General features: G+C 45.1%; 21 protein-coding genes and 1 pseudogene. 12 read left to right on the forward strand and 10 right to left on the reverse strand.

Features of this window, described 5'->3' with window-relative positions; all coding sequences use genetic code 11:
- From LSG37_RS11570 to LSG37_RS11580, 3 genes are all read left to right on the forward strand, one after another.
- Positions 1–2,397, forward strand: coding sequence for a GH36-type glycosyl hydrolase domain-containing protein (locus LSG37_RS11570; RefSeq protein ID WP_233080027.1), 2,397 nt, complete (start codon positions 1–3; stop codon positions 2,395–2,397).
- Positions 2,394–3,386 carry a Gfo/Idh/MocA family protein gene (locus LSG37_RS11575; protein WP_233080028.1) on the forward strand — a complete coding sequence of 331 codons (993 nt, stop codon included), beginning with the start codon at positions 2,394–2,396 and terminating at the stop codon, positions 3,384–3,386. Before LSG37_RS11570 ends, LSG37_RS11575 begins: the two co-directional genes overlap by 4 nt.
- A gap of 273 nt (positions 3,387–3,659) precedes the next feature.
- Entirely contained in the window at positions 3,660–6,803 is a 3,144-nt protein-coding gene (locus tag LSG37_RS11580; RefSeq protein ID WP_233080029.1) for a DEAD/DEAH box helicase, read from the forward strand.
- 269 nt (positions 6,804–7,072) lie between these two features.
- Here the strand turns inward: LSG37_RS11580 and LSG37_RS11585 are convergent, their stop codons facing one another.
- Together LSG37_RS11585 and LSG37_RS11590 are read right to left on the reverse strand one after the other, a co-directional pair.
- Positions 7,073–8,494: a Fic family protein gene (locus tag LSG37_RS11585; RefSeq protein WP_233080030.1), complete on the reverse strand. Its 1,422-nt coding sequence runs from the start codon at positions 8,492–8,494 to the stop codon at positions 7,073–7,075.
- Between the two features lie 412 nt (positions 8,495–8,906).
- Positions 8,907–9,083, reverse strand: coding sequence for an acetyltransferase (locus LSG37_RS11590; protein ID WP_233080031.1), 177 nt, complete (start codon positions 9,081–9,083; stop codon positions 8,907–8,909).
- A gap of 177 nt (positions 9,084–9,260) precedes the next feature.
- On the opposite strand from LSG37_RS11590, the gene LSG37_RS11595 reads away from it, so the two are divergent.
- The 3 genes from LSG37_RS11595 to LSG37_RS11605 are packed head-to-tail and all read left to right on the forward strand — an operon-like array spanning position 9,261 to position 13,036.
- Entirely contained in the window at positions 9,261–9,677 is a 417-nt protein-coding gene (locus LSG37_RS11595) for an S-adenosylhomocysteine hydrolase (protein WP_233080032.1), read from the forward strand.
- A complete protein-coding gene (locus LSG37_RS11600) occupies positions 9,674–10,609 on the forward strand; it encodes a nucleotidyl transferase AbiEii/AbiGii toxin family protein (protein ID WP_233080033.1) in 936 nt (311 codons plus the stop codon). The genes LSG37_RS11595 and LSG37_RS11600 overlap by 4 nt, the downstream gene beginning before the upstream one ends.
- A gap of 42 nt (positions 10,610–10,651) precedes the next feature.
- A complete protein-coding gene (locus LSG37_RS11605; protein WP_233080034.1) occupies positions 10,652–13,036 on the forward strand; it encodes a TOTE conflict system archaeo-eukaryotic primase domain-containing protein in 2,385 nt (794 codons plus the stop codon).
- Here the strand turns inward: LSG37_RS11605 and LSG37_RS21405 are convergent.
- The 5 genes and pseudogenes from LSG37_RS21405 to LSG37_RS11625 form a co-directional block, all read right to left on the reverse strand.
- Positions 13,033–13,347 (reverse strand): annotated as a pseudogene (locus tag LSG37_RS21405) (Fic family protein); the annotation flags it as partial. The gene LSG37_RS11605 and the pseudogene LSG37_RS21405 sit on opposite strands and share 4 nt — an antisense overlap.
- A gap of 105 nt (positions 13,348–13,452) precedes the next feature.
- Positions 13,453–13,626, reverse strand: a complete 174-nt coding sequence (locus LSG37_RS11610; RefSeq protein ID WP_233080035.1) for a hypothetical protein — start codon at positions 13,624–13,626, stop codon at positions 13,453–13,455.
- Positions 13,616–13,774: a hypothetical protein gene (locus LSG37_RS11615; RefSeq protein WP_233080036.1), complete on the reverse strand. Its 159-nt coding sequence runs from the start codon at positions 13,772–13,774 to the stop codon at positions 13,616–13,618. The genes LSG37_RS11610 and LSG37_RS11615 overlap by 11 nt, the downstream gene beginning before the upstream one ends.
- A 209-nt stretch (positions 13,775–13,983) precedes the next feature.
- Positions 13,984–14,388, reverse strand: coding sequence for a DUF6088 family protein (locus tag LSG37_RS11620; protein ID WP_233080037.1), 405 nt, complete (start codon positions 14,386–14,388; stop codon positions 13,984–13,986).
- 350 nt (positions 14,389–14,738) lie between these two features.
- Entirely contained in the window at positions 14,739–15,599 is an 861-nt protein-coding gene (locus LSG37_RS11625) for a YicC/YloC family endoribonuclease (RefSeq protein WP_008899995.1), read from the reverse strand.
- 367 nt (positions 15,600–15,966) lie between these two features.
- On the opposite strand from LSG37_RS11625, the gene rph reads away from it, so the two are divergent.
- Genes rph through LSG37_RS11640 form a run of 3 tightly spaced genes read left to right on the forward strand, consistent with a single transcriptional unit; the run spans position 15,967 to position 17,747 of the window.
- Positions 15,967–16,680 carry a ribonuclease PH gene (rph, locus tag LSG37_RS11630; protein WP_127019779.1) on the forward strand — a complete coding sequence of 238 codons (714 nt, stop codon included), beginning with the start codon at positions 15,967–15,969 and terminating at the stop codon, positions 16,678–16,680.
- Between the two features lie 33 nt (positions 16,681–16,713).
- A complete protein-coding gene (pyrE, locus tag LSG37_RS11635; protein ID WP_127019781.1) occupies positions 16,714–17,358 on the forward strand; it encodes an orotate phosphoribosyltransferase in 645 nt (214 codons plus the stop codon).
- 17 nt (positions 17,359–17,375) lie between these two features.
- Positions 17,376–17,747, forward strand: coding sequence for a diacylglycerol kinase (locus LSG37_RS11640; RefSeq protein ID WP_046518825.1), 372 nt, complete (start codon positions 17,376–17,378; stop codon positions 17,745–17,747).
- 72 nt (positions 17,748–17,819) lie between these two features.
- Here LSG37_RS11640 and slmA read toward each other — a convergent pair whose 3' ends face one another.
- The 3 genes from slmA to coaBC are packed head-to-tail and all read right to left on the reverse strand — an operon-like array spanning position 17,820 to position 20,097.
- On the reverse strand, positions 17,820–18,413 hold the full coding sequence (slmA, locus tag LSG37_RS11645) for a nucleoid occlusion factor SlmA (protein WP_233080038.1): 594 nt from the start codon (positions 18,411–18,413) through the stop codon (positions 17,820–17,822).
- Positions 18,414–18,431: 18 nt separating this feature from the next.
- Entirely contained in the window at positions 18,432–18,890 is a 459-nt protein-coding gene (gene dut, locus LSG37_RS11650; protein ID WP_233080039.1) for a dUTP diphosphatase, read from the reverse strand.
- Positions 18,874–20,097, reverse strand: coding sequence for a bifunctional phosphopantothenoylcysteine decarboxylase/phosphopantothenate--cysteine ligase CoaBC (coaBC, locus tag LSG37_RS11655; protein WP_233080040.1), 1,224 nt, complete (start codon positions 20,095–20,097; stop codon positions 18,874–18,876). Before coaBC ends, dut begins: the two co-directional genes overlap by 17 nt.
- A gap of 82 nt (positions 20,098–20,179) precedes the next feature.
- Between coaBC and radC the strand changes: the two genes are divergently transcribed.
- From radC to rpmG, 3 genes are all read left to right on the forward strand, one after another.
- A complete protein-coding gene (gene radC, locus LSG37_RS11660; protein WP_233080041.1) occupies positions 20,180–20,854 on the forward strand; it encodes a RadC family protein in 675 nt (224 codons plus the stop codon).
- A 166-nt stretch (positions 20,855–21,020) separates the two neighbouring features.
- Positions 21,021–21,257, forward strand: a complete 237-nt coding sequence (rpmB, locus tag LSG37_RS11665; RefSeq protein ID WP_008899984.1) for a 50S ribosomal protein L28 — start codon at positions 21,021–21,023, stop codon at positions 21,255–21,257.
- Between the two features lie 11 nt (positions 21,258–21,268).
- Entirely contained in the window at positions 21,269–21,424 is a 156-nt protein-coding gene (rpmG, locus tag LSG37_RS11670) for a 50S ribosomal protein L33 (RefSeq protein WP_008219722.1), read from the forward strand.
- Positions 21,425–21,465 lie beyond the last annotated feature (41 nt).

Raw genomic sequence — 21,465 nt, forward strand, 5'->3', positions numbered from 1 at the left:
ATGAAGAAGTTGATGCAAGCCACAGAAAACGGCCAGCGTTATGAATTGTACAGCGCCACTGCGATGCCACAGGCTGCGGCTTTTTTATGGAACAAGGTGATGATGATCCAGCAAAACTGCCGTGGTTATGCCACAGCGCAGTTTATGCAGCCAGAACCAGCCAAATATGCCCATGCGCCGAACTTAGAAGCTAAAACTTTTATGCAGCCGGAGCAGCCCTATTACGCTCATCATCCGGGCCGTTTTGTGTATATCAAAGATGAAAACAGCGGTGAAATTTGGTCTGTGCCTTACGAGCCGGTACGCAAAGAAGCCCAAAACTTTGTGTTTTCAGCGGGCCAGTCGGATATCCGCTGGCAGCTGACGCTGGACTCCGGTTTAACTGTCGAATGGTTATTAACCTTAACTCCGGATCAACCGCTGGAGTTATGGCAGCTGACAGTACGCAATGATTCAGCACAAAACCGGTCGTTAAGTTTATATCCGTATTTCCCGGTCGGTTATATGTCCTGGATGAACCAGTCTGGCCGTTATGATGCGGATTTAAACGCTATTATCTGCTCATCAGTCACGCCTTATCAAAAGTATCCGGATTACTTTAAAAACAAGTTCTTAAAAGACAAAACCTTCTTGTTGGCCGAACGCACACCGGATTTCTGGGAAGTGAACCAGCAGCAGTTTGAAGGTCAGGGCGGCTTGCATGCACCTTCTGCAGTGCAACAGCCGTTTTTAGGCTGTGGTGATTCAGACTACGAAACGCCAGCTTGTGTGATGCAGTACAGAGTATCTTTAGCCACAGGCCAAACCGAGCAATATCGTTTTGTGTTTGGTCCAGCTTATGACAAGGCGGAAGTTGCGCAAATTCGTCAGCAGGTGTTTGGCACACCAGAGAGTTTTGATCAAATCCAGCAGGCGTATGCGGCTTATGTAGCCCAGGCTGTGCCTTGCTTAGAAATCGATACGCCGGATCAAGAGCTGAATAACTATGTCAACCACTGGCTGGCGCGCCAGGTGTATTACCACGGCGATGTGAAACGTTTAACCACAGATCCACAAACCCGTAATTATCTGCAGGACAATATGGGCATGAGCTATCTGGCTCCTGCTGTGGCCCGTCAGGCTTTTTTAACAGCTTTGTCGCAGCAGCATCTGTCGGGTGAAATGCCAGACGGTATCTTGTTGCACAAAGACGCTGAACTGAAATACATCAACCAGGTGCCTCATACCGATCAATGTGTCTGGTTACCTGTCTGTCTCAGTGCTTATCTGGCTGAAACCAATGATTACGCACTGTTAAGCGAAAAAGTAGCCTACAAAGATTCAACCGAGCAACACACTGTGGCTGAACATATCCACCGCGCTATGGGTTGGTTATGGCTGAAAAAAGACGAACGTTGCTTAAGTTACATTGAGCAGGGCGACTGGTGTGACCCAATGAATATGGTGGGTTACAAAGGCAAAGGTGTATCGGGTTGGTTGAGCTTAGCAGCAGCTTATGCGCTGAATGTTTGGGCGCAAATTTGCCGTGATTTAAATTTTGACGAACAAGCCGCTTTGTATCAGCAACAGGCCAGTGAATTTAATGCCGCAGTGAATGAGTATTTATGGGATGGCAACTGGTATGGCCGTGGTATCACAGACGATAACGTCGTCTTTGGTATCAGCAAAGATACCGAAGGCCGTATTTATCTGAACCCACAAAGCTGGGCTTTATTAAGCGGTGCTGCCAACAGCGAACAACAGCAGCAACTGTTAAAAGCTGTAGAGCAGCAATTGCATACGCCTTACGGTGTGCAAATGCTGGCACCTGCTTATACAGCCATGCGTGAAGACGTAGGCCGTGTGACCCAAAAATATCCGGGTTCGGCAGAAAATGGCTCAGTCTATAACCACGCGGCGGCTTTTTATCTGTTTGCTTTGTATCAGGTGAATGAAGCCGACAAAGCCTATCAGGTATTAAAACAAATGCTGCCGTCGGACGATCCACAGGATCAGTTACAACGGGGTCAGTTGCCGGTATTTATTCCAAATTATTACCGTGGCGCTTACCAGACATTACCGCGCACTGCAGGTCGCTCCAGCCAGCTGTTTAATACAGGCACTGTGCATTGGGTATACCGCTGCTTAGTCGAGGGGTTGTTTGGCGTGAAGGGCGACCAACAAGGTTTAACTTTGGCGCCCCAACTGCCGGCCAGTTGGAACAAAGCCTCAGTGTTACGCCGTTTCCGTGGCGCAGACTTCCATATCCGGTTTGAACGTGTTGCTGCTGTCACAGCGCCAACACTCTGGCTGGACGGTGTTCAGCAGGCAGAGTTAGTGGTGCGTACTATCACAGCAGGCCAAAGCTATCAGCTACTGCTGCAATTGCCGGTTATAACTTCAGAGGGAACAGTATGATCCGTATAGGTTTATTAGGCGCAGCCCGTATTGCCGACCGGGCCATTATTCAGCCAGCAGCAAAGCGTTCTGATGTGGTGATAGCAGCAGTGGCGGCATCGAATCTTGAAAAAGCTCAGGCTTTTGTGCAGCAGTTTGGTATAGAGCACGCATTTGGCAGTTATGACGAGCTTATTGCCCGCGATGATATCGATTTAATTTATAACGCCTTACCGCCATCTTTGCATGCAAAGTGGTCAATCAGAGCTTTATTGCATGGTAAACACGTTTTGTGTGAAAAGCCTTTTGCGATGGATGTTGCTGAAGCCAAAGACATGGTGGCTACTGCGAAGATCAGTGACCGTTTACTGATCGAAGGGTATCACTACCGCTTTCATCCGGTGTTTGCTGAAGTAGAGCGGTTAGTAAAAAGTGGCGAGCTCGGTACTATCCACACAGTGCGAAGCAATTTTTCAGTGCGTATTGCCGAAACACCAGGTTCTTTGCGCCATAACGCGCCTTTAGGTGGCGGCGCTTTAATGGATTTAGGCTGCTACCCACTGCACTGGTTACGCACTTTATTTGGCGGCACACCAGAGATTTTATGGGCTGACGCCATTTGCCCTAAACCCCAACTCGATAGCAGCTTCGAGCTTCGTCTGCAGTTCCCGAACGGCCCGCTTTGTTATGTCGGCTGCGCTATGAGCGAACATTTAAGCCGCCACCACGATGCGTCTTTGTATCTTGAAGGCGATAAAGCCCAACTAGAAGTTCTGAACCTGGTCGCGCCACATCAAGGCCACAAGTTGTGCCTCACCAAACGCGGCGAACCCCATGAGTATCAAATCAACGGCGACTCCACCTACGACCACCAATTGGCTCACGTAGTCGCCTGCATCAAAGGCGAAACCAAGCCGCTGACAGGTGGCAAAGATGCTATAGATCAGATGCAACTAATTGATGATGCGTATAAAGCAGCTGGGTTATTGCCCAGAGGGCTTTGTAGGTAGTTTTGGGTTGATGCTGAATTTGGAAGCCGCCATCGATGGTGCTTATTCAATCAGCTCTATTTATTCGAATGGGACTATATTCCTACTAAACCATAGTTTTGTGGGAATATAGTCCCATTTTTGGTCTTTCGGTTAAGTCTTTTTTATGTCGCATCAGTCGCTATTATTTTACGGTACAGCCGCTAGTACGATATCCTGGAACAACTTGTTAAACCTCAAGGTTTTTATACAGAACGATCATTGAGTCACAGCCTGAATGAAAAGGATTTTTTAATGCAGCAAATCGGCCTTTATGAGCAATTGATCACTCAGTTGGTTGAACGGAACTTGGATCGAACACGATTTTACGTCGGTGAACGAGAGCTGTCTTCTAATGAGGCCTCAGTTTGGTTATCCCGCTTTCTCAGTAAAATTATGGAATTTGCTGTAGCCTCAGTTCCAACGGGTGACGATCGGTTAAAGCTGCAAATTGAGCTCGCTAACCAGATGCTTATGTGGCTGAAGGATAAAATTCAAGATGATGGTTTTATTGAAGAAAATTTACTAAGTAGCAGAGGAAAAATTCTAACAGCGTTGTACACGCTGGATAATTCGATAGCTGCTGATTTAAAGAAATACGTTGAGGATATTTTTCCACTTACAGGTTTAACTGAAAGCGAGTTGTTTTGCGGCAGCAATGCCGGTTTGTCGCTTGAGTCTGAGCTAAAGCGTGAAATTTTATCAGCAGATAAAATTTACTGGCTGGTGTCTTTTATCAAGTGGACTGGTATTCGGGTATTTCGTAACGAGTTGGAGTCCTTTACTCGCAGTGGCCGTGAGTTGAAAATTATTACCACGTCTTACATGGGAGCTACAGATGCTAAGGCTGTTGAGTATCTGGCAAGCTTACCTAACACTGAAGTAAAATTGAGCTACAACACTGAACGTGAGCGGCTACATGCCAAAAGCTATCTATTTTTACGTCATACAGGTTTCCACACAGGATACATTGGTTCATCCAATTTATCGCACTCTGCACTGACGAATGGCCTTGAGTGGAATCTGAAAATCACATCGCAGGAAATTCCACATATTATTGATAAGTCACTGAACACTTTTGAAACCTATTGGCAATCCAGCGAGTTTGAACTATTCGATGGTCAAGTCGAGAGTCGTGAGAAGCTCAAGTTAGCTTTAAAGGCTGCCCGAGGTAATGTTAGCGAGGATCATCAGCATTATTTCGATCTAAAGCCCTTTCCACACCAACTCGAGATTTTGGAACAACTTAGTATCGAGCGACAAATCCATAATCGCTTCCGTAATTTAGTGGTCGCAGCAACTGGCACAGGCAAGACTTTAATTTCCGCATTTGATTTCGCCCGTTTTATCAAGGAAAAACCAGACGCCAAGTTTTTGTTTATTGCGCATAAAGAAGAGATCTTAATACAAGCTCGAATGGCTTATCGTGGTGTATTGAAACGCAGTCAGTTTGGTGAATTGTGGGTGGGTGGCTATAGGCCTGAGCATCACCATCAGCTATTTGTGTCGATCCAGACGCTGAACAATCAATTAGCCACTATGAAATTGTCGGCAGACTTTTATGACTATGTGGTTATTGATGAAGTACATCATATTACTGCTGCCAGTTACCGTGCTGCACTTGACTACTTCCAGCCTAAAATTCTATTAGGTTTAACTGCAACGCCAGAGCGTCATGACGGCGGCGATATCTTAGAGGATTTTTGTGGTGTCATCGCTGCTGAGATGAGATTGCCGGAAGCGATCAATCGCCGACACCTTTGTCCGTTCCAGTATTTTGGTATTGACGATGATACTGACCTTCGAGGCATTAGCTGGAATCGTGGACGGTATGATATTTCGCTGCTAAGCAATCTTTATACTCATAATCAAAGTCGCGTAAATAAGATTTTGCAAAGCATGCAGCAAATCATCACAGATATCGGCTGCATGAAAGCTCTCGCCTTTTGTGTGAGTCGTGAGCACGCCACGTATATGTGTAGCCAATTTTTACTAAAAGGTATCAAAAGTGACGTATTGATCAGTGATAACAGCCACGAGCGGCAGCAAAAGCAGCAGGCGATCCGATCAGGAGCGATCAATGTGCTGTTTGTGGTGGATATCTTTAATGAAGGGGTAGATATCCCTGAAATTGATACATTGTTATTGTTACGCCCTACTGAAAGTTTGACTATTTTCCTGCAACAACTGGGACGTGGCTTACGACTAGCTGATGGCAAAGAATGTTGTACTGTGCTGGATTTTGTTGGTAATTCACGTGCTGAATATGATTTTTCCAATAAATTCCGTGCGCTGATTGGTAAAACGAATAAAGCGATTAGCGACGAAATTAAACAAGGTTTCCCGCACGCACCGCTTGGGTGTCGCATTGAGCTATCGAAGATCACGCAAGAGATAGTCCTGAACAATATTCGTCAGGCGACACTGACGAGTAACAGGTTAGTCGGGCTTATCAGGCAATACCCTCATAATTTCGAATTGCCATTAACTCTTGGTAATTTTCTTAAATTACATCCCCATGTTGGAATTCGTGACTTGTACAAACGAGGTGGGTGGAGCAAATTAGTCTCGCGTTCATTTGATGAAGTCAGAGAAAAAGATACCGATGATGAGTTGGTTGAAATATACGAGCGGGCTATCAAACTCAAGATCTTGGCCTGTGACGATTACCACTATTTGGTATTCCTGAAAAAGCTCGTCTCGCACCATTTTGTTGTTGAAGTCTCTCAGAACCCACGGTTGGCGCTAATGTGTCATTATGACTTTTGGCAAAAGCCGGGTCCTGCAGTAGGTTTTGAAACACTTGAGCAAAGTTTAAAGGCTTTAAACAGCCTCTCTCTTAGAAATGAGTTGCTCGACGTTTTGGACTGGCAAATCGCGCGGACTAAGCATGAACAGTTAGCTTTGGCAGGTTTATCAGACGTGCCACTACGACTTCATGCCCGCTATACGCGTGAGCAAATATTAACTGGTTTTGGAGCCATAACTTTCGAGCGGCAACCTCCTGCAATGGAAGGGGTTTATGTTATTCAAAATCAAAATATTGAGTTGTTATTTGTCACCTTAAATAAGAGCGAAAAACAATTTTCTCCAACGACCATGTATCACGATTACGCCATTAATGAATCGCTGTTTCATTGGCAGTCACAAAATAGCGCACGCCCAGATCGTGGTCGAGGTTTGGATTATCTAAAGCATAAAATGACGGGCAAGAGGATTTTCTTGTTTGTTCGTGAGCAAACAGACGATGAATATGGCCGTACTATGGGCTTTGTAAATTACGGTGAAGTTGAGTATGTATCACATACAGGCTCACAACCCATGAGCATTACCTGGAAGCTTCAGTCGCCTATGCCGAGCTTTATGTGGCAACAAGCGGCGAAGTTAGCTGTAGGGTAAAAGAAGATAACCGCTATAAAAAATAAAGCCTTGGATTTATCTAAATACAGGGCTTTTTTGTTTAAAGTAATTTATTTTATTCAATATTCTGGATCTGTCGTGAGGGCGGCTGGTTTAATTCCTTATCTTTCAAAATGTTACGTTGCTTTTATCTCATCGAAACCACCACTTAGGTCACCAGCATGACAAGTTGCGGTTACCGTTTTCCTCATTTACTCAATATTCATTTGAGTACAAAACCAATTGAATTGACACAGTAAAATCAGCTTTTAACGCTGCTGCTTCCAGTCCGTAAACATCTTCTCTGTAATACCCAGTCCAATGATTGAACCAGTGTGGAGTTGTTCTAAATCACTCAGTGCCATGCTTACAAATTTGTCAGCAGAGGGAATGCTATTGTCTGCACAGTACTGTTCGAGATACTGAGTCGCTGAGCGCTCATCGAGGTTTTGACGAATAATATGGCCCATAGCAAACTTTCGTGCCGCTCTGTGCTGCACTCTGTATGCATCAATTTCTCCAAGTGATTCTTTGACAACATCGTACTGCTGACATGAGCGTAAATAAGCCCACTCAAAGAGTTCTAATGCCGGTTGCAGCTCATTTGTCTCATAGAAAAACAGTAATGACTTAAAATAATCTTCCTGTGGTACATCAATAAAACTTAATGGGCACAAGTTGTGCTGAATAAATGGGATATTGCAGCAGAGGCGAGCTGTTCGCTTATTCACATCCTCAAAAGCTTGCAGATAGGATAAATGGATCAATAAGAAAAAGCTCTGTTCAAACGGATCACTAATTTGTGCTGCTTTTCGCAGCAGTAGCGCTAAATATTCTTCCAGTTGATGTGGGTTATTTAGCGGCAAATAAGCTGATTTTCCAATAGTGACTTCAATCCGCCTGACATTGCCACAGGCAGCAGCGTTGGCTAATAGGTCTTGTGAAAGGAGGGCATGAATATTTCGGATTGTAAAAGTGTTGAGAGCAATTTCTTCGGCATTCTCGATCAAGAACCCGATAGCTTCTTTGTGATTCATAATCATCACGGTTTCTTCGTGCACTTTGCCTTCGGCTGATAGCCCTTGTTCAATCAATCGCTGAGTATCAAGCTTTGAGTAGGTGTTACCCTCTAGTCGGCTAGAGTTGTAAGACAGATCAATTAACAGTCTTTGACTAATATTTTTTGCATAAGTCCCGGCAGCTACTTTGTGATCAAACCGCTTTCCTGCCTCAAGAAGCCGCGCCCGCATTGGTTTTGGGACATAGTGGCTTTGATTAGGAATGTAGTCATCAACCAGGGCGAACTGATAGCTAGACTTCTTACGCGCATAAGAAGGGGAGTCTAAATAACTAAGTTGAGACATAGCGGCACTTGAAAATATGGGATGCGAGTCTTTGTTTTCGTTATTTGTCTGTATACCCTGGCTGGCGCTGTCCTTATCTGAGGCTTTAGAGACATTTTTTAAAACGTTTTTGTCCTTATTTACATAGTATTTGGTATTTCTTTTTTCACCTTCAATGCTCACGTAACCGTCAGCCTGCAAGTCTTTCATTCGACGTTGCAGAGTTTTTTTATTTATTGATATAGATAGCTTTTTTTCTATCTCCCCTAAGCTCGCAGGCGAGCTTAATTGCTCTAGAAACAATAAAATGCATGCTTTTTCTTGCTGTATTAAGCTTTCTTTACTCATGTAAATAAGGACAAAAATAGAATAATTGTCTCTAAACTTAATCGCTATAAGGACATAAATCAAGCTGATAAGGACATTTTTAGTGGTTTGTCTCTATTTCCTTTTGAATAAGGACACTTGAGCATGGAAGCTGGGGCTACGAAGTAAAACATTTTGCGATGGACTGCCAGAAAGGGTCTTTGCTTGAGCTAAGATCAAGCAAAGACTTTAATCAGCTTTATGAGCATGGATTTTAATTTATTGATTTTGTTCAATATTTTGTATTTCCTTGTAGGTTTTCAAATTATTTCCAATCTAAATCATATAGATATATTTGTTTTTGTTGGTGTTTTTACACATTTACCCGCCACTTTACCCACCGTTTTTCAGTTGCTTGAATTGTCGTTCAAATAACAGGAAACATCTATTGCTACTACAGGCATGCCAAACGTTTAAAGGTGCTTTTATGTATCTGCATAATTCGTTTTGCTTCGATCAGAACGATTAGCCTCCCCTCAGGCGTATCCAAGTCGAGCTGCTTAACGGGTTTGATGTTTGGCCGTTGAACAGGTTCGGTAATGCCATATTTTGCAAGTGGATTTTCTTTCATCTTAAAGCTCTGGCTGATTCTTTGGCTGCTTAGCGGTTTGATTTTATCCTACAAATTACGGTGCTTACTATGTGCAAAGGGCTTGGCTTATGAAGTTCTGAGCAAAGTGTCGTATTTTTGCTTGGGAGTGTGTCGTATTTTTGCTAAGCTTAGTCAGTGTTATACCGGAGGTGCCTTGTGCCAAAGTTAAGTTTAAAGCAACAAGTTGAGCAGCAAATTAGTCGTACTAAGCAGGATGTTTTTCTGCGCGCTGATTTTGACCAATTGGGTGGCTATGATCAGGTAGGGCGGGCGCTTCGAGAGTTAGTTGCTGAGGGTAAGTTACTAAAAATTGGTTACGGCTTATATGCCAAAGCTCGGATCAGCAGCATCACGGGTAAACCTATGCTGGCGTCTAATGGTGGTTTTAAGGCAGTATCAGAGCAAGCACTGGAGCGATTAGGGGTAGCCTGGCAGCCATCAGATGAACTGATGCGCTACAACAAAGGTGAAACCACTCAGGTTCCTGTGAATGCTAAAGTTATCGTGAAAAAACGTTTTAACCGCAAAATTTCTCTGCGTAATATGCAGCTTCAGGTCGAGCAGCGTTCATGATGCTGCCCGCCCCCGAACTTTTTGCTGAAGTCGCAGATTTTCTTAACATCACAAACCCTGCGATTGTTGAAAAAGATTACTTCCTGATACAACTTCTACGCCTGCTCAGTACCACCGACACCGAGGGATACCAGCTAGTATTCGCTGGTGGTACCTGTTTGGCTAAGGTATATAAACATACACACCGGATGTCTGAGGACATAGATTTAAAGTTGGTGCCTGATGCTGCGACAAAGCTGTTAAGTAATTCTGCCCAACGTACACTTAGAAAACGCTTCCACCTCAATATCACGAATCAAATACTTGATAGTGGGCTTTTTACTCAGAGCCAGGAGCCGGTTGTCCGAAATGAACGTCGTTTTTTGCAGTTGCTGCTCAATTACCCGAATGCATTCCCCTCCAGTGACGCACTACGGACGCATATTCAATTAGAACTAACAGAGTCTGAGCTATTACAGCCTGCCACTTATCATCCAGTCAGCTCGTTATATGCTGATGTCATAAATAAGGTGTCAGAGGTTGAGCAGTTTGCTTGCGTTTCTCTTGTCTCAACCGCTGCAGAGAAACTGGTTTCGCTGCTACGCCGAACGGCAGTTGCAACCCGTTATACGGAGCGGAAGGATGACGATCAGTTAATTCGTCATGCTTACGATCTTTATCAGATTCAAACTGAGTTAGCGAGTAAAGCAGAATTTAAGCAATTAATCGATGCAGTGATCGAGACTGACGTGACTCAATTTGGTGAACAACATCCGGAGTTCAAAGCCGATCCCCGCAAAGAACTACTATTTGGCCTGGCCCAGTTAGAGGAATCTAAATATGCGGAACGTTATAAACGATTTATCGGGCCATTGGTTTATAACCCTCAGCCTGTAGCTTGGCTTGATGCCCTCAAAACTGTTCAATTGCTAACAAAGCAGAATATCGGCTGAAATTGCGTGCTTATGCCTGAGTATTATGGGGAGTGGGTTGTCATGTCTACAAATCCTGTTGGTCCTAAAGACTTCGAAAGCATTGCTAATATTGATGCCAGACTGGCAGAAATTGAGAATGAAAAACGTGCTTTATTGGCTCGTAAGGAAGCTTTACTCAGGTTAACTCCAACCGACGATAGTAGTTCAAATTTAACCCCAAAGCAGAAGATTGCCATTTTTCGTAATCTATTCCGTGGCCGTCAGGATATTTTCGCCAATCGTTGGCAAAACCAACAAGGCCGGGCAGGTTACTCTGTTGCTTGTAATAACGAGTGGGTGCAGGGAATTTGTAATAAGCCGCGCATTAAATGCATGGACTGCCAACACCGTCAATTCAGTGAGTTGAATGACAAGGTTATTTATCGCCATCTGGCAGGTCAACAAGTGGTTGGTTTGTATCCGTTACTCCAAGACAACACATGCTATTTGCTGGCGGTCGATTTTGATGAAGGCCATTGGCAAGACGAAGTTAAGGCAATCGCAAAAGTCAGCGTTGATTTGGAAATCCCCCACGTAATCGAAATATCCCGCTCCGGGCAGGGAGCACACCTTTGGATCTTTTTTGAAGATAGAGTTCCAGCCAGTGAAGCTAGATTACTTGGGTTTGCGCTGCTTGATAAAGCTATGGAGATCTTTCCTAACCTGTCATTTGACTCTTACGACAGATTATTTCCCAATCAGGATGTTTTACCAGATGGGGGCTTTGGCAATCTAATTGCATTACCGCTGCAGCGTGAAGCCAGACAAGCAGGCAATAGCTCATTTGTTGATAAAGAGCTAAAATTGATAGCAGATCAGTGGCAGCACCTTGCGCAAATAAGGCGGCTTAAACAACAAGAATTAACCAAATTACTCAGCCAGCTATCCTCAAATACGCTGCTGCAAAAAGAGCAAGAAGTGCCTGATAGCCGCCCGCCTTGGGAAGCTAGCGCAAAGCCTGGTCCATTGCTCCTGGCTAATCCGCCAACACAGTTGACGGTTACGCTGGCTGACAGAGTTTACTTTGAGCTGAATACGCTACCCAATTTATTGGCAGCACGACTAAAACGCTTTGCCAGCTTTTCTAACCCAGTGTTTTTTAAAACTCAAGCACTGCGTTTTTCAACTAATGGTATCCCAAGATTTATTTCGTGTGCACGCATTGAGCAGGGCTATCTATCACTGCCAAGAGGCTGTCTGGATGAAACGGTTACTTTGCTCAATGAGAGCAAAATTGCCGTGCTTATTGATGATAAGCGTACAGTAGGTGAAAAGCTTGTGGGTCTAAAACCGTTGATGACACTCAGGCCAAACCAGAAAGTCGCAGTGAAGGAGATGACCAAGCACGATACCGGCACTTTGCATGCTCCCACAGCATTTGGTAAAACGGTAACGGCGATTGGTATTATTGTGAAGCGTAAGGTCAATACGTTAATTTTGGTACATAGCCGCCAGTTGCTGGAGCAGTGGCAGGAGCGCCTGCGCTCATTTTTACCTGACATCGAAATAGGTGTGATCGCTGGTGGCAAAAGAAAGCCTACAGGCGTTATTGATATTGCAACCTATCAAAGCTTAATCAACTTGAAAGACAACACCGTTCTGCCGCTGGTACAGAATTATGGCCACGTTATAGTGGACGAATGCCATCATGTTTCAGCCCCGCGTTTTGAAATGGTGTTAAATGAGGTTCGAGCGAAATATGTGCTGGGTCTAACGGCAACGCCAGACCGACAAGATGGTCATCAGAAAATCATATTCATGGCTGCAGGTCCTATCAGACACAAAGTCAAATCACAGACGGATGAGCAATTTGAGCAGCAGGTTCAGGTGCATCAGCTGCAAGATGCTGAGTCGCGGTCCGTGACACTGACCGAAGATCGACCAAAAGTAGCCGACGTGTATCGGCTGATTATGGAAAATGAAGTGCGCACCAATCGAATTGTGGCAGATGTTGTGCGAAGCGTTAACCAAAGTAGGCATCCACTGGTGTTAACTGAGCGACGCGAACATGCGCAACAGATTAACAGACTGCTGCAAGAGCAAGGTGTTGATTCAGTGATGCTTACTGGCGCGATGAAGGCCGCTGAGCGCAAAAACGCAAACGAGCGTTTGGCTACAGCAAAGGTGGTGGTGGCAACCGGCAAGTATGTTGGCGAAGGCTTTGACTTACCGAGATTAGACACCTTGTTTCTTGCTATGCCTATCGCCTGGAAGGGAGCTTTAGCGCAGTATGCCGGCAGGATCCATCGTGAAGTTGATGGTAAAACCCTGGTGACAATCCATGATTACGTTGATAGTTATATTCCAATGCTACAGCGTATGTTTGCCAAACGAGAAAAAAGTTACAGGGCGATGGGGTATAAAATTGAAGTTGTAGTTGAGTGTGGTATTACGGCTTTGTTCTAACGCCTGATGATTGCTTGAGAGAATATTGCTTTTAGTGGTTCAAGATTAAGAGCATAGCCAGCGATATTGGCGTCAATCCATGTTTCTTTGCAAATTTGTGGCCATCGTAATTCATAGCCAAGTGTAAAAAGTAGTTCCTCAAAAAAGAACCGTTGAACACGGCCATTGCCTTCCCTGAATGGATGCAAAATATTCATTTCGCAGTATAGATCGGCCACTTTGGTAGTTAAATCAAGCTCATTATTAAGGTTAGCCAGGGCAGGGATTGTGGCAAATAGCTTTCTTGCCTCAGGTTCGATTCGAGTACAAGTGCAAAACCTGGTAGCTCCTTTTTAGATATCAACTTCTCTTACTTTACCCGCCCATTCGTACAAGTCTTGAAAAAGATGGTGATGCAGATGCTGTAAATGTTCGAATTAGAAGTCTTGCGGTGAAAGTTGCCGGGATTCGTAGGTTCTGTAGCGCTCTGCAGTAAACTCGGTTTCTGCTTCGGCAAGTTCTTGCGAATTTTTGATATTTAACAGGTTAATTAAGACATCTGAACCTGGGTAGCAATAGCTGTCGTGTTCTACGCCATACTTATCGCGCATATTGACGTTTTAGGTCTGCAATAGATTTATGTTCGCTACTTTTTTTCAAAGACAGCCCTTCGTAACTCAGGCTAACCTTATAATTTTCCATATTAGGGGAAAATTTAGCCTTGCGTTCATCGGTAGTTTTGGTCGCTGTTTTTGACATAGATTACCCCCTGACTTTAGTTGGATTCTAACGTATCAATGCCGGAATTTCCATCTGGAAGCTGTCAAAGCTAAGTTAGTTATATTCATCTAACGCAACAAGCGCCGTTTCAACAGAAAAGGTTGCACTCATTGCAATAGCTGGCGCTACCAACTGTTTTGCGGCACTTGCCAAGCCCCAAAGCATTTGCAACATCGACAAAGAGTGAGCTATCGAACTTCGTTAACACGCTGTTTCCCTACCGCAATCTTGCGGGTAAACCGCGAACTCTTAGGAATAATCTTAACGTTTGCGGGAATTTGAGTGCTTTCGCCTGATAAATTTTTCAGAGACAGGTCATCAAGTTGATAATCAACACCTAACCTTCCCATGGCCACAATCATTACCCCATCGTTACCTGCAGGGTTGTCAGGCATTAGCTGGCCAGTAACACGATTGATTCTGGCGCGTACATACAGGCCGTAGCCAATTTTCAACAACAAGCCTTCGCGTACCAGGCTTCTGAGCCCACGGCCAACCTGATCATAATCAGCGATATCAGTAAAATCAGAACGCAGGAAAACAGAACGCTTAGAGCGTTTCACTCTGGTTTGTATTCTGTCTTGTATCGTCATCTGATACCTCCCGTTTATCATGGTTATAGCATAAGCAAAAATACGACAATTAAATGAAGTTTTATCCAGTATTAATATGTGCTTCAGAGGAGTACTTAATTCTAATTTTTTGTAAATAGTTGATTAGTGGAGAGGATAAAACATTGCTTGAAATAACCCTAACTTCGTAGAGACTAATAAGATGAATTATATCTGTGACAGATGTTTGAGGTGGAAAACTCAACGGTATGTTGAGGGTATGACATAAAGCATTTTTCAATGTACTGCCAGAGCGGGTCTTTGCTTGAGCTAAGATCAAGCAAAGACTTTAACCAGCTTTATGAGTAGAGGTTTATTTTAAGTTACTGATTTTATTCGATATTTTGAATTTGTTCCCGCATCTGTTCGATTAAAACTTTAAGCTCCACCGCTGTATTGGTGATCTCGGTTGAGATTGCTTTTGAGGACAAAGTGTTCGCTTCGCGGTTGAATTCTTGCATCATAAAATCGAGGCGGCGGCCTATGGCTCCGCCTTGTTTCAGGCTGTGGCGGGTTTCTTTGATATGAGCGTCTAAACGGTCCAGCTCTTCTGCCACATCAGATTTTTGGGCTAAAAAGGCCATTTCCTGCTCAAGGCGGTTTTGGTCCAGTTCGGCTTTTACTTCTTGCAGGCGGTTGAGCATTTTGTCGCGTTGCCATTGCAGTGCTTGTGGTAAATGTGTGCGTAAGGTGCTGACATGAGTGCCAATTTGATCCAGACGGTCGCGGATCATTTGCTCTATCGCAACACCTTCACGGCCACGGCCTGCAACAAAGTCGACTAAGGCGGCATCAAAAGCGGCCATCAGTTCGGCTTGTAAGCTGTCGATGTCTTCTTCCTGAGTTTCCATCACACCAGGCCAGCGCAGAATATCAACTACGTTAAGCTGAGCTTTGCCGCTTTGCTCGGCTAATACGCTGGCACTTTGCATCAGTTGTTTGGCTAAAGCTTCGTTAATTTTTAACTCGCCAGCAGTGTTTGATGCGCTGTATTTCAGGTTGATTTCCAGTTTGCCGCGGTGCAGTTTCTGCCGTAGTTTGTCGCGTAATAAACCTTCTAAGCAACGAAACTGTTCTGGCAGGCGGAAATAGCTTTCCAGATAACGTTGGTTAACGGAGCGGATTTCCCAAACGGCATTGCCCCAGCTGGCACGAATTTCGTGGCGGGCATAAGCGGTCATACTGTGGATCATAATGAAGTCCTGAAATACAAAATAATTCCGAGTATACCCGTCTTAATTGAAGCTGCAACTTTGTTGACTGAGTTCTCTCGCCCCAATCACATAGTCGCCTATGCTCATGGGGACTCGTTCATCAGTCGTCGCGTTGCAACTCCACTTACTTTGGGTAAAACCTAGTTCAGGCATGATTCGTCTAATCTGGCTGTCGCATCTGAAGCGGCAACTTTGTAGCCTGCGCTCTGCGATGAAATGTGCGATGAAATCCTGCCACCGCTTTGATGCAAAAAACGCCTTGCCGCATTTACTTAGCGTATAGATGGCACAGCAAGGGTGAAATCCCTATAATGAAGCACTTTTAATATCAGGTTGAGGCTTCACCATGCGTCCTAGCGGCAGAACAGCGAGTCAAATTCGTCCTATTACTTTCACCCGTCAATTTACGGCTCATGCTGAAGGTTCAGTATTGGTTGAGTTTGGTAACACCAAAGTTATTTGTACTGCCAGCGTGATTGAAGGTGTGCCACGTTTTATGAAAGGCCAGGGCAAAGGCTGGATCACAGCTGAATATGGCATGTTGCCACGTGCAACTCATACCCGTAACGACCGTGAAGCGGCTCGTGGTAAACAGGGTGGCCGTACTATGGAAATTCAGCGTCTGATTGGCCGCGCTTTGCGTACTGCTGTGGATTTAAAGCTGTTGGGTGAAAACACTATTACTATCGACTGTGACGTGATCCAGGCCGATGGTGGCACCCGCACGGCCTCTATTACTGGTGCTTGTGTAGCTTTAGTGGATGCGCTGAATTTTATGCGCGCTAAAGGTATGATCAAAACCAACCCGTTGAATTTTATGGTCGCTGCAGTTTCTGTTGGTGTTTATAAAGGCACTGCTGTGGCCGATTTAGATTACGCCGAAGATTCAAACGCTGAAACCGATATGAACATTGTCATGACTGAAACCGGCAAAATCATCGAAATTCAGGGCACGGCTGAAGAAGCGCCATTTAGCTTTGAAGAAATGCAGCAGATGATGGAATTAGGCAAACACGCCATCCGTGAAATTATCGACGAACAAAAACGCGTTTTAGCTTAAGTTTTGCTTAAGGCTTTGAGGTCACACTAAGTTATGAAACAGTTTCAAAAAGACTTTATTGAATTTGCATTGTCGCGTCAGGTACTAAAGTTTGGCAGTTTTACGTTGAAATCCGGCCGTACCAGCCCGTACTTTTTTAACGCAGGTTTATTTAATACAGGTGGCGATTTAGCCCGTTTAGGTCGGTTTTATGCGGCTGCTTTAGAAGACGCTGGCGTAGAGTTTGACCTGTTGTTTGGCCCTGCCTACAAAGGTATTCCTATAGCAACTACTACAGCTGTGGCTTTGTTTGATCAGTATGGTAAAGATGTGCCTTATTGCTTCAACCGCAAAGAAGCGAAAACCCATGGTGAAGGTGGCAACTTAGTGGGTTCGCCTTTACAGGGCAAAGTGATGCTGGTGGATGATGTGATCACGGCCGGTACTGCAATTCGTGAATCGATGCAGCTTATTCAGGCGCAGGGCGCCAGTTTAAGTGGTGTACTGATTGCGCTCGACCGTCAGGAAAAAGGCCAGGGCGAACTTTCAGCTATTCAGGAAGTCGAACGCGACTTTGGCACTCAAGTGGTTTCTATCATTTGTTTAAACGACTTAATCAACTACCTGCAAGGCAAACCTGAGCTGGCCCAGTATCTAGAAGCTGTGTCTGCTTATCGTGCCCAGTACGGTGTGAGTTAGGGTTTTAAGGATCTGAAATGAGCAAGCCAAATGGCACAGGTTTTGGGCGTATTATTAAAGCTGCAGATTGCAGCCGTAAAGGTTTCGCCGCAGCCTGGGTGAACGAAGCCGCCTTTCGTCAGGAAGCCGGGCTTACTTTAGCTGCTATTCCTTTTGCCTGGTACTTAGCTGCTGATTTTGGCCATTTTGCTATTTTGATGGGGGTGTGGTTACTGGTGATTATTGTGGAGTTACTCAACTCTGCCATTGAAGCTTTAACCGACCGTGTCAGTTTAGAGCGGCATGAATTATCAGGCCGGGCTAAAGATATGGGCTCAGCTGCGGTAACGTCCGCGCTAGTCTTTGTTGCTTTAGTTTGGGCAGCAGCTATCTGGCAGAAATTCTCATAAAGTCGTTAGAAAACAAAAACCGGTCAGCTTCAAATTGACCGGTTTTTTTATCTCTCGCTTAAACAGTCATCTTTAAACCGCAAAGATGGTTTTTTGCAGTAAAGCCCATTGGTTCGGCCATTGAGCTGTTGGCAAGCGGGCAAAGCCTGAGCGAACAAACTGCTGCATTTTACCTTCACAAATGCCCAGCAACAGGTTGGCTAAATCACCTTCATCTACAGTAAAACTTTTGCCTTCACGTAACTTACGTTCGCGTAGACATTGTTTTAACTGAGTTTCCAGCTTTTCATACAAGGCGCTGATGCGCTCCTGCAAACGCTCCTGTTCACCTTGTAAGGCATCACCGGTCAGAATACGGCAGATACCAGGGTTACGCTCGGCGAAGATCAGCAACAGCTGCATAATGAGTTCAATGCGCTGCTCGGTTTGTTTGTGCTCCTGCACTATCGCATTAATACGCGACAACAAGGTGTCTTCAATAAAGTCGATTAGCCCTTCAAACATCCGGGCTTTGCTAGGGAAATGCCGGTACAAAGCCGCTTCGGATACACCCACCTGAGCAGCCAAAGCTGCTGTGGTGATACGCTGACCCGCATGGCTTTGCAGCATAGCGGCCAGAGCCTGCAAAATATCTTCTTTGCGGTTGGGACGTTTTGTCGTTGCCATGGATATCCTTGTCACTAATTACTGACGGCCTGAGTGACCAAATCCACCTTCGCCTCGGTCTGAAGCGTCAAAATCTTCAACAATAGTAAATTCTGCCTGTACTACTGGCATAAACACCAACTGCGCGATGCGATCGCCCGGGTTAATAGTGAAGTGTTCCTGCGAACGGTTCCACATAGACACCATTAACTGGCCCTGATAATCCGAGTCGATTAAACCCACTAAGTTACCCAGCACTATGCCGTGTTTATGACCTAAACCAGAACGCGGCAGTATAGTGGCGCATAAATTCGCATCACCAATATGAATAGCCAAACCTGTTGGGATCAGCGTGGTTTGGCCAGGCGCCAATTGTACTTCTGCATCCAGACAAGCCCGTAAATCTAAACCAGCGCTGCCCGGTGTGGCATAAGCCGGTAATGGGAATTCAGTGCCGATACGTGGGTCGAGAATTTTTAAATCAATGGCTTTTTTCATGCAGATAACGCTCGTTAATCAATAAAAGAAGTTGGTGTGCCAGCTCTGTTTTGGCTTGTAAGCCAAACTGCTGTTCGCCGTCCGCCCAAAATACAGTGAGAGCATTTTGTTCGCTGTTAAAGCCCTGGTTTGATAGAGATACGTCGTTGGCGCAAATCAGATCCAGTTTTTTCTTCGCCAGTTTCTGGCGGGCATAATTGGCAACATCCTGAGTTTCAGCGGCAAAACCTACAGTAAAAGGACGCTGTGACTTTAATGCAGCCACTGCGGCAATAATGTCCGGGTTTTTCACTAAGGTAAGACTGGTGCTGTCGTCGCTGGTTTTTTTCAGTTTCTGTGTCGCTACCTGAGCCACTTTATAATCTGCTACAGCAGCGCAGCCAATAAAGATGCTTGCGCTGGTCGCCTGCTCTAATGCGACCTGATACATCTCGTCAGCTGTGACCACATCAATACGCTTTACCTGATCAGGAGTCTTAAGCTGCACTGGTCCTGCAATTAATGTCACGTCCGCACCTAAGCGCGCAGCAGCGTCAGCTAAAGCAAAACCCATTTTGCCCGAACTGTGATTGGAGATATAACGCACAGGATCTATCGGCTCGCGGGTAGGGCCCGCAGTAATCACCAGCGATACACCAGTTAAAGGCTGAACTCGCGGCGCAAAATGCTCAAGTACTAAGTCCACCAGTTGCAAAGGTTCTAACATCCGGCCCATACCGACATCACCACAGGCTTGTTCGCCTGCTGCCGGGCCCCAGATGTAAAAATTACGTGTCTTTAATGTGTCTATATTGTGTTTGGTGGCTATATTTTTATACATCTGCTGATTCATTGCAGGAGCCACTGCCACTGGGGCATCCGTTGCCAGCACACAAGTGCTTAATAAATCGTTGGCCAGGCCATGGGCTAAGCGGGCAATTAAATCAGCCGAAGCTGGGGCTATCAGTAATAAATCGGCCCATTTAGCCAGCTCAATATGGCCCATAGCAGCTTCAGCAGCAGGGTCGAGCAAGCTGTTGGCCACCGGATGACCGGATAAGGCCTGCAAAGTTAAAGGCGTAATAAATTCGCGCGCTGCGTCGGTTTGAATGACCCGTACTTCAGCGCCACGTTCTTTCAGACGGCGAATTAAGTCGGCACTTTTGTAAGCGGCAATACCGCCGCTAATGCCTAATAAAATGCGTTTTCCTGCCAGTAGTAGTGCCATGTCTGTCGCAGCAAAAAGTGGTTAAGTTGGCGTTAAGATAACACGGAAAGATGAAGGAAAACAAAAACTCAAGGAGGCGAAGATGAGTATCAAAAGCTGGCCTGAAGGTGAAAGGCCAAGAGAAAAACTGCTGGCGCATGGCGCAGAGCATTTATCGGACGGCGAATTGTTGGCTATTTTTTTACGTACTGGTGTGGCCGGTATGGATGCGGTGGAATTGTCCCGCACTTTATTACATCAGTTTGGTGGCTTACGGCCTTTATTAGCAGCCAGTCAGGCTGACTTTTGCAAAGGCCACGGTTTAGGTCAGGCAAAATATGTTCAATTACAAGCGGTTATGGAGCTAAGTAAGCGTTATCTGGTGCAAAGCCTACAACGCGATACTGTCTTTACTGAACCCGCTATGGTGAAGCGTTATTTGCAACAAAGTTTAGCTTCGCAAAAGCGTGAAGTTTTTATGTTGTTGTATTTAGACAGCCAACATCGGTTAATTTGCGCCGAGCCGTTATTTTTCGGCACTATTGATGCATCTCCAGTGTATCCGCGTATTGTAGTTCAGAGTGCTTTAGCGCATAATGCCGCCGCCGTTATTTTGGCTCACAATCATCCATCCGGAGTTGCAGAGCCTAGCCGTGCCGATCGGGTTATAACGGAACGCCTGACTCAAGCCATGTCTCTGGTCGACATTAAGTTGCTGGATCATTTTGTGGTAGGTGATGCAGAGGTTATTTCCTTTGCCGAACGCGGCTGGCTATAAAGGTCTGAAGTTTGGATGTGCAAACGATCGCCTGAACCGTACAGATTTGCTTGAATTTGATCAGGCTTTCGTGTATAAATTGCGCCCTTTCAGAAATCCGGGGCATTCTTCTTGGCCAGAAGGATGAACGAAGCTCGAGCTGAAGTAATTTTGGAGAAACATTGACATGTCTAGAGTGTGCCAAATCACTGGTAAGGGTCCGATGGTAGGTAACCGTCGTTCACACGCCAACAACGCAACTAAGCGCCGTTTCCTGCCTAACCTGCAAACTCACCGTTTCTGGGTTGAAAGCGAAAACCGTTTTGTGACTTTACGTATCTCCACTCGTGGTATGCGTATTATCGACAAAAATGGCATCGATACTGTTTTAGCCGATCTGCGTGCTAAAGGTCAGAAGGTTTAAGGAATTAAATTATGCGCGATAAAATTCGTTTAGTTTCTTCTGCTGGTACTGGCTTCTTCTATACAACTACGAAGAACAAACGCACCATGCCGGAAAAAATGGAAATTAAAAAGTTCGATCCTAAAGTGCGTAAGCACGTGATTTTCAAAGAAGCGAAAATCAAGTAATTGAACTTAAAAAACCCGACGCAAGTCGGGTTTTTGTTTTT

The sequence above is a fragment of the Rheinheimera soli genome, from assembly GCF_021290985.1.
GTDB lineage: Bacteria > Pseudomonadota > Gammaproteobacteria > Enterobacterales > Alteromonadaceae > Pararheinheimera > Pararheinheimera soli.

Coding starts and splice junctions, on each gene's coding strand:
- LSG37_RS11640 (WP_046518825.1), top strand. CDS start 17,376: ATGAGCAAGCCAAATGGCACAGGTTTTGGGCGTATTATTAAAGCTGCA.
- LSG37_RS11580 (WP_233080029.1), top strand. CDS start 3,660: ATGCAGCAAATCGGCCTTTATGAGCAATTGATCACTCAGTTGGTTGAA.
- LSG37_RS11610 (WP_233080035.1), bottom strand. CDS start 13,626: ATGCGCGATAAGTATGGCGTAGAACACGACAGCTATTGCTACCCAGGT.
- rpmG (WP_008219722.1), top strand. CDS start 21,269: ATGCGCGATAAAATTCGTTTAGTTTCTTCTGCTGGTACTGGCTTCTTC.
- LSG37_RS11590 (WP_233080031.1), bottom strand. CDS start 9,083: ATGAAAGAAAATCCACTTGCAAAATATGGCATTACCGAACCTGTTCAA.
- dut (WP_233080039.1), bottom strand. CDS start 18,890: ATGAAAAAAGCCATTGATTTAAAAATTCTCGACCCACGTATCGGCACT.
- LSG37_RS11605 (WP_233080034.1), top strand. CDS start 10,652: ATGTCTACAAATCCTGTTGGTCCTAAAGACTTCGAAAGCATTGCTAAT.
- LSG37_RS11575 (WP_233080028.1), top strand. CDS start 2,394: ATGATCCGTATAGGTTTATTAGGCGCAGCCCGTATTGCCGACCGGGCC.
- pyrE (WP_127019781.1), top strand. CDS start 16,714: ATGAAACAGTTTCAAAAAGACTTTATTGAATTTGCATTGTCGCGTCAG.
- LSG37_RS11615 (WP_233080036.1), bottom strand. CDS start 13,774: ATGTCAAAAACAGCGACCAAAACTACCGATGAACGCAAGGCTAAATTT.
- radC (WP_233080041.1), top strand. CDS start 20,180: ATGAGTATCAAAAGCTGGCCTGAAGGTGAAAGGCCAAGAGAAAAACTG.
- LSG37_RS11570 (WP_233080027.1), top strand. CDS start 1: ATGAAGAAGTTGATGCAAGCCACAGAAAACGGCCAGCGTTATGAATTG.
- rph (WP_127019779.1), top strand. CDS start 15,967: ATGCGTCCTAGCGGCAGAACAGCGAGTCAAATTCGTCCTATTACTTTC.
- LSG37_RS11625 (WP_008899995.1), bottom strand. CDS start 15,599: ATGATCCACAGTATGACCGCTTATGCCCGCCACGAAATTCGTGCCAGC.
- LSG37_RS11600 (WP_233080033.1), top strand. CDS start 9,674: ATGATGCTGCCCGCCCCCGAACTTTTTGCTGAAGTCGCAGATTTTCTT.
- LSG37_RS11585 (WP_233080030.1), bottom strand. CDS start 8,494: ATGAGTAAAGAAAGCTTAATACAGCAAGAAAAAGCATGCATTTTATTG.
- LSG37_RS11620 (WP_233080037.1), bottom strand. CDS start 14,388: ATGACGATACAAGACAGAATACAAACCAGAGTGAAACGCTCTAAGCGT.
- slmA (WP_233080038.1), bottom strand. CDS start 18,413: ATGGCAACGACAAAACGTCCCAACCGCAAAGAAGATATTTTGCAGGCT.
- coaBC (WP_233080040.1), bottom strand. CDS start 20,097: ATGGCACTACTACTGGCAGGAAAACGCATTTTATTAGGCATTAGCGGC.
- rpmB (WP_008899984.1), top strand. CDS start 21,021: ATGTCTAGAGTGTGCCAAATCACTGGTAAGGGTCCGATGGTAGGTAAC.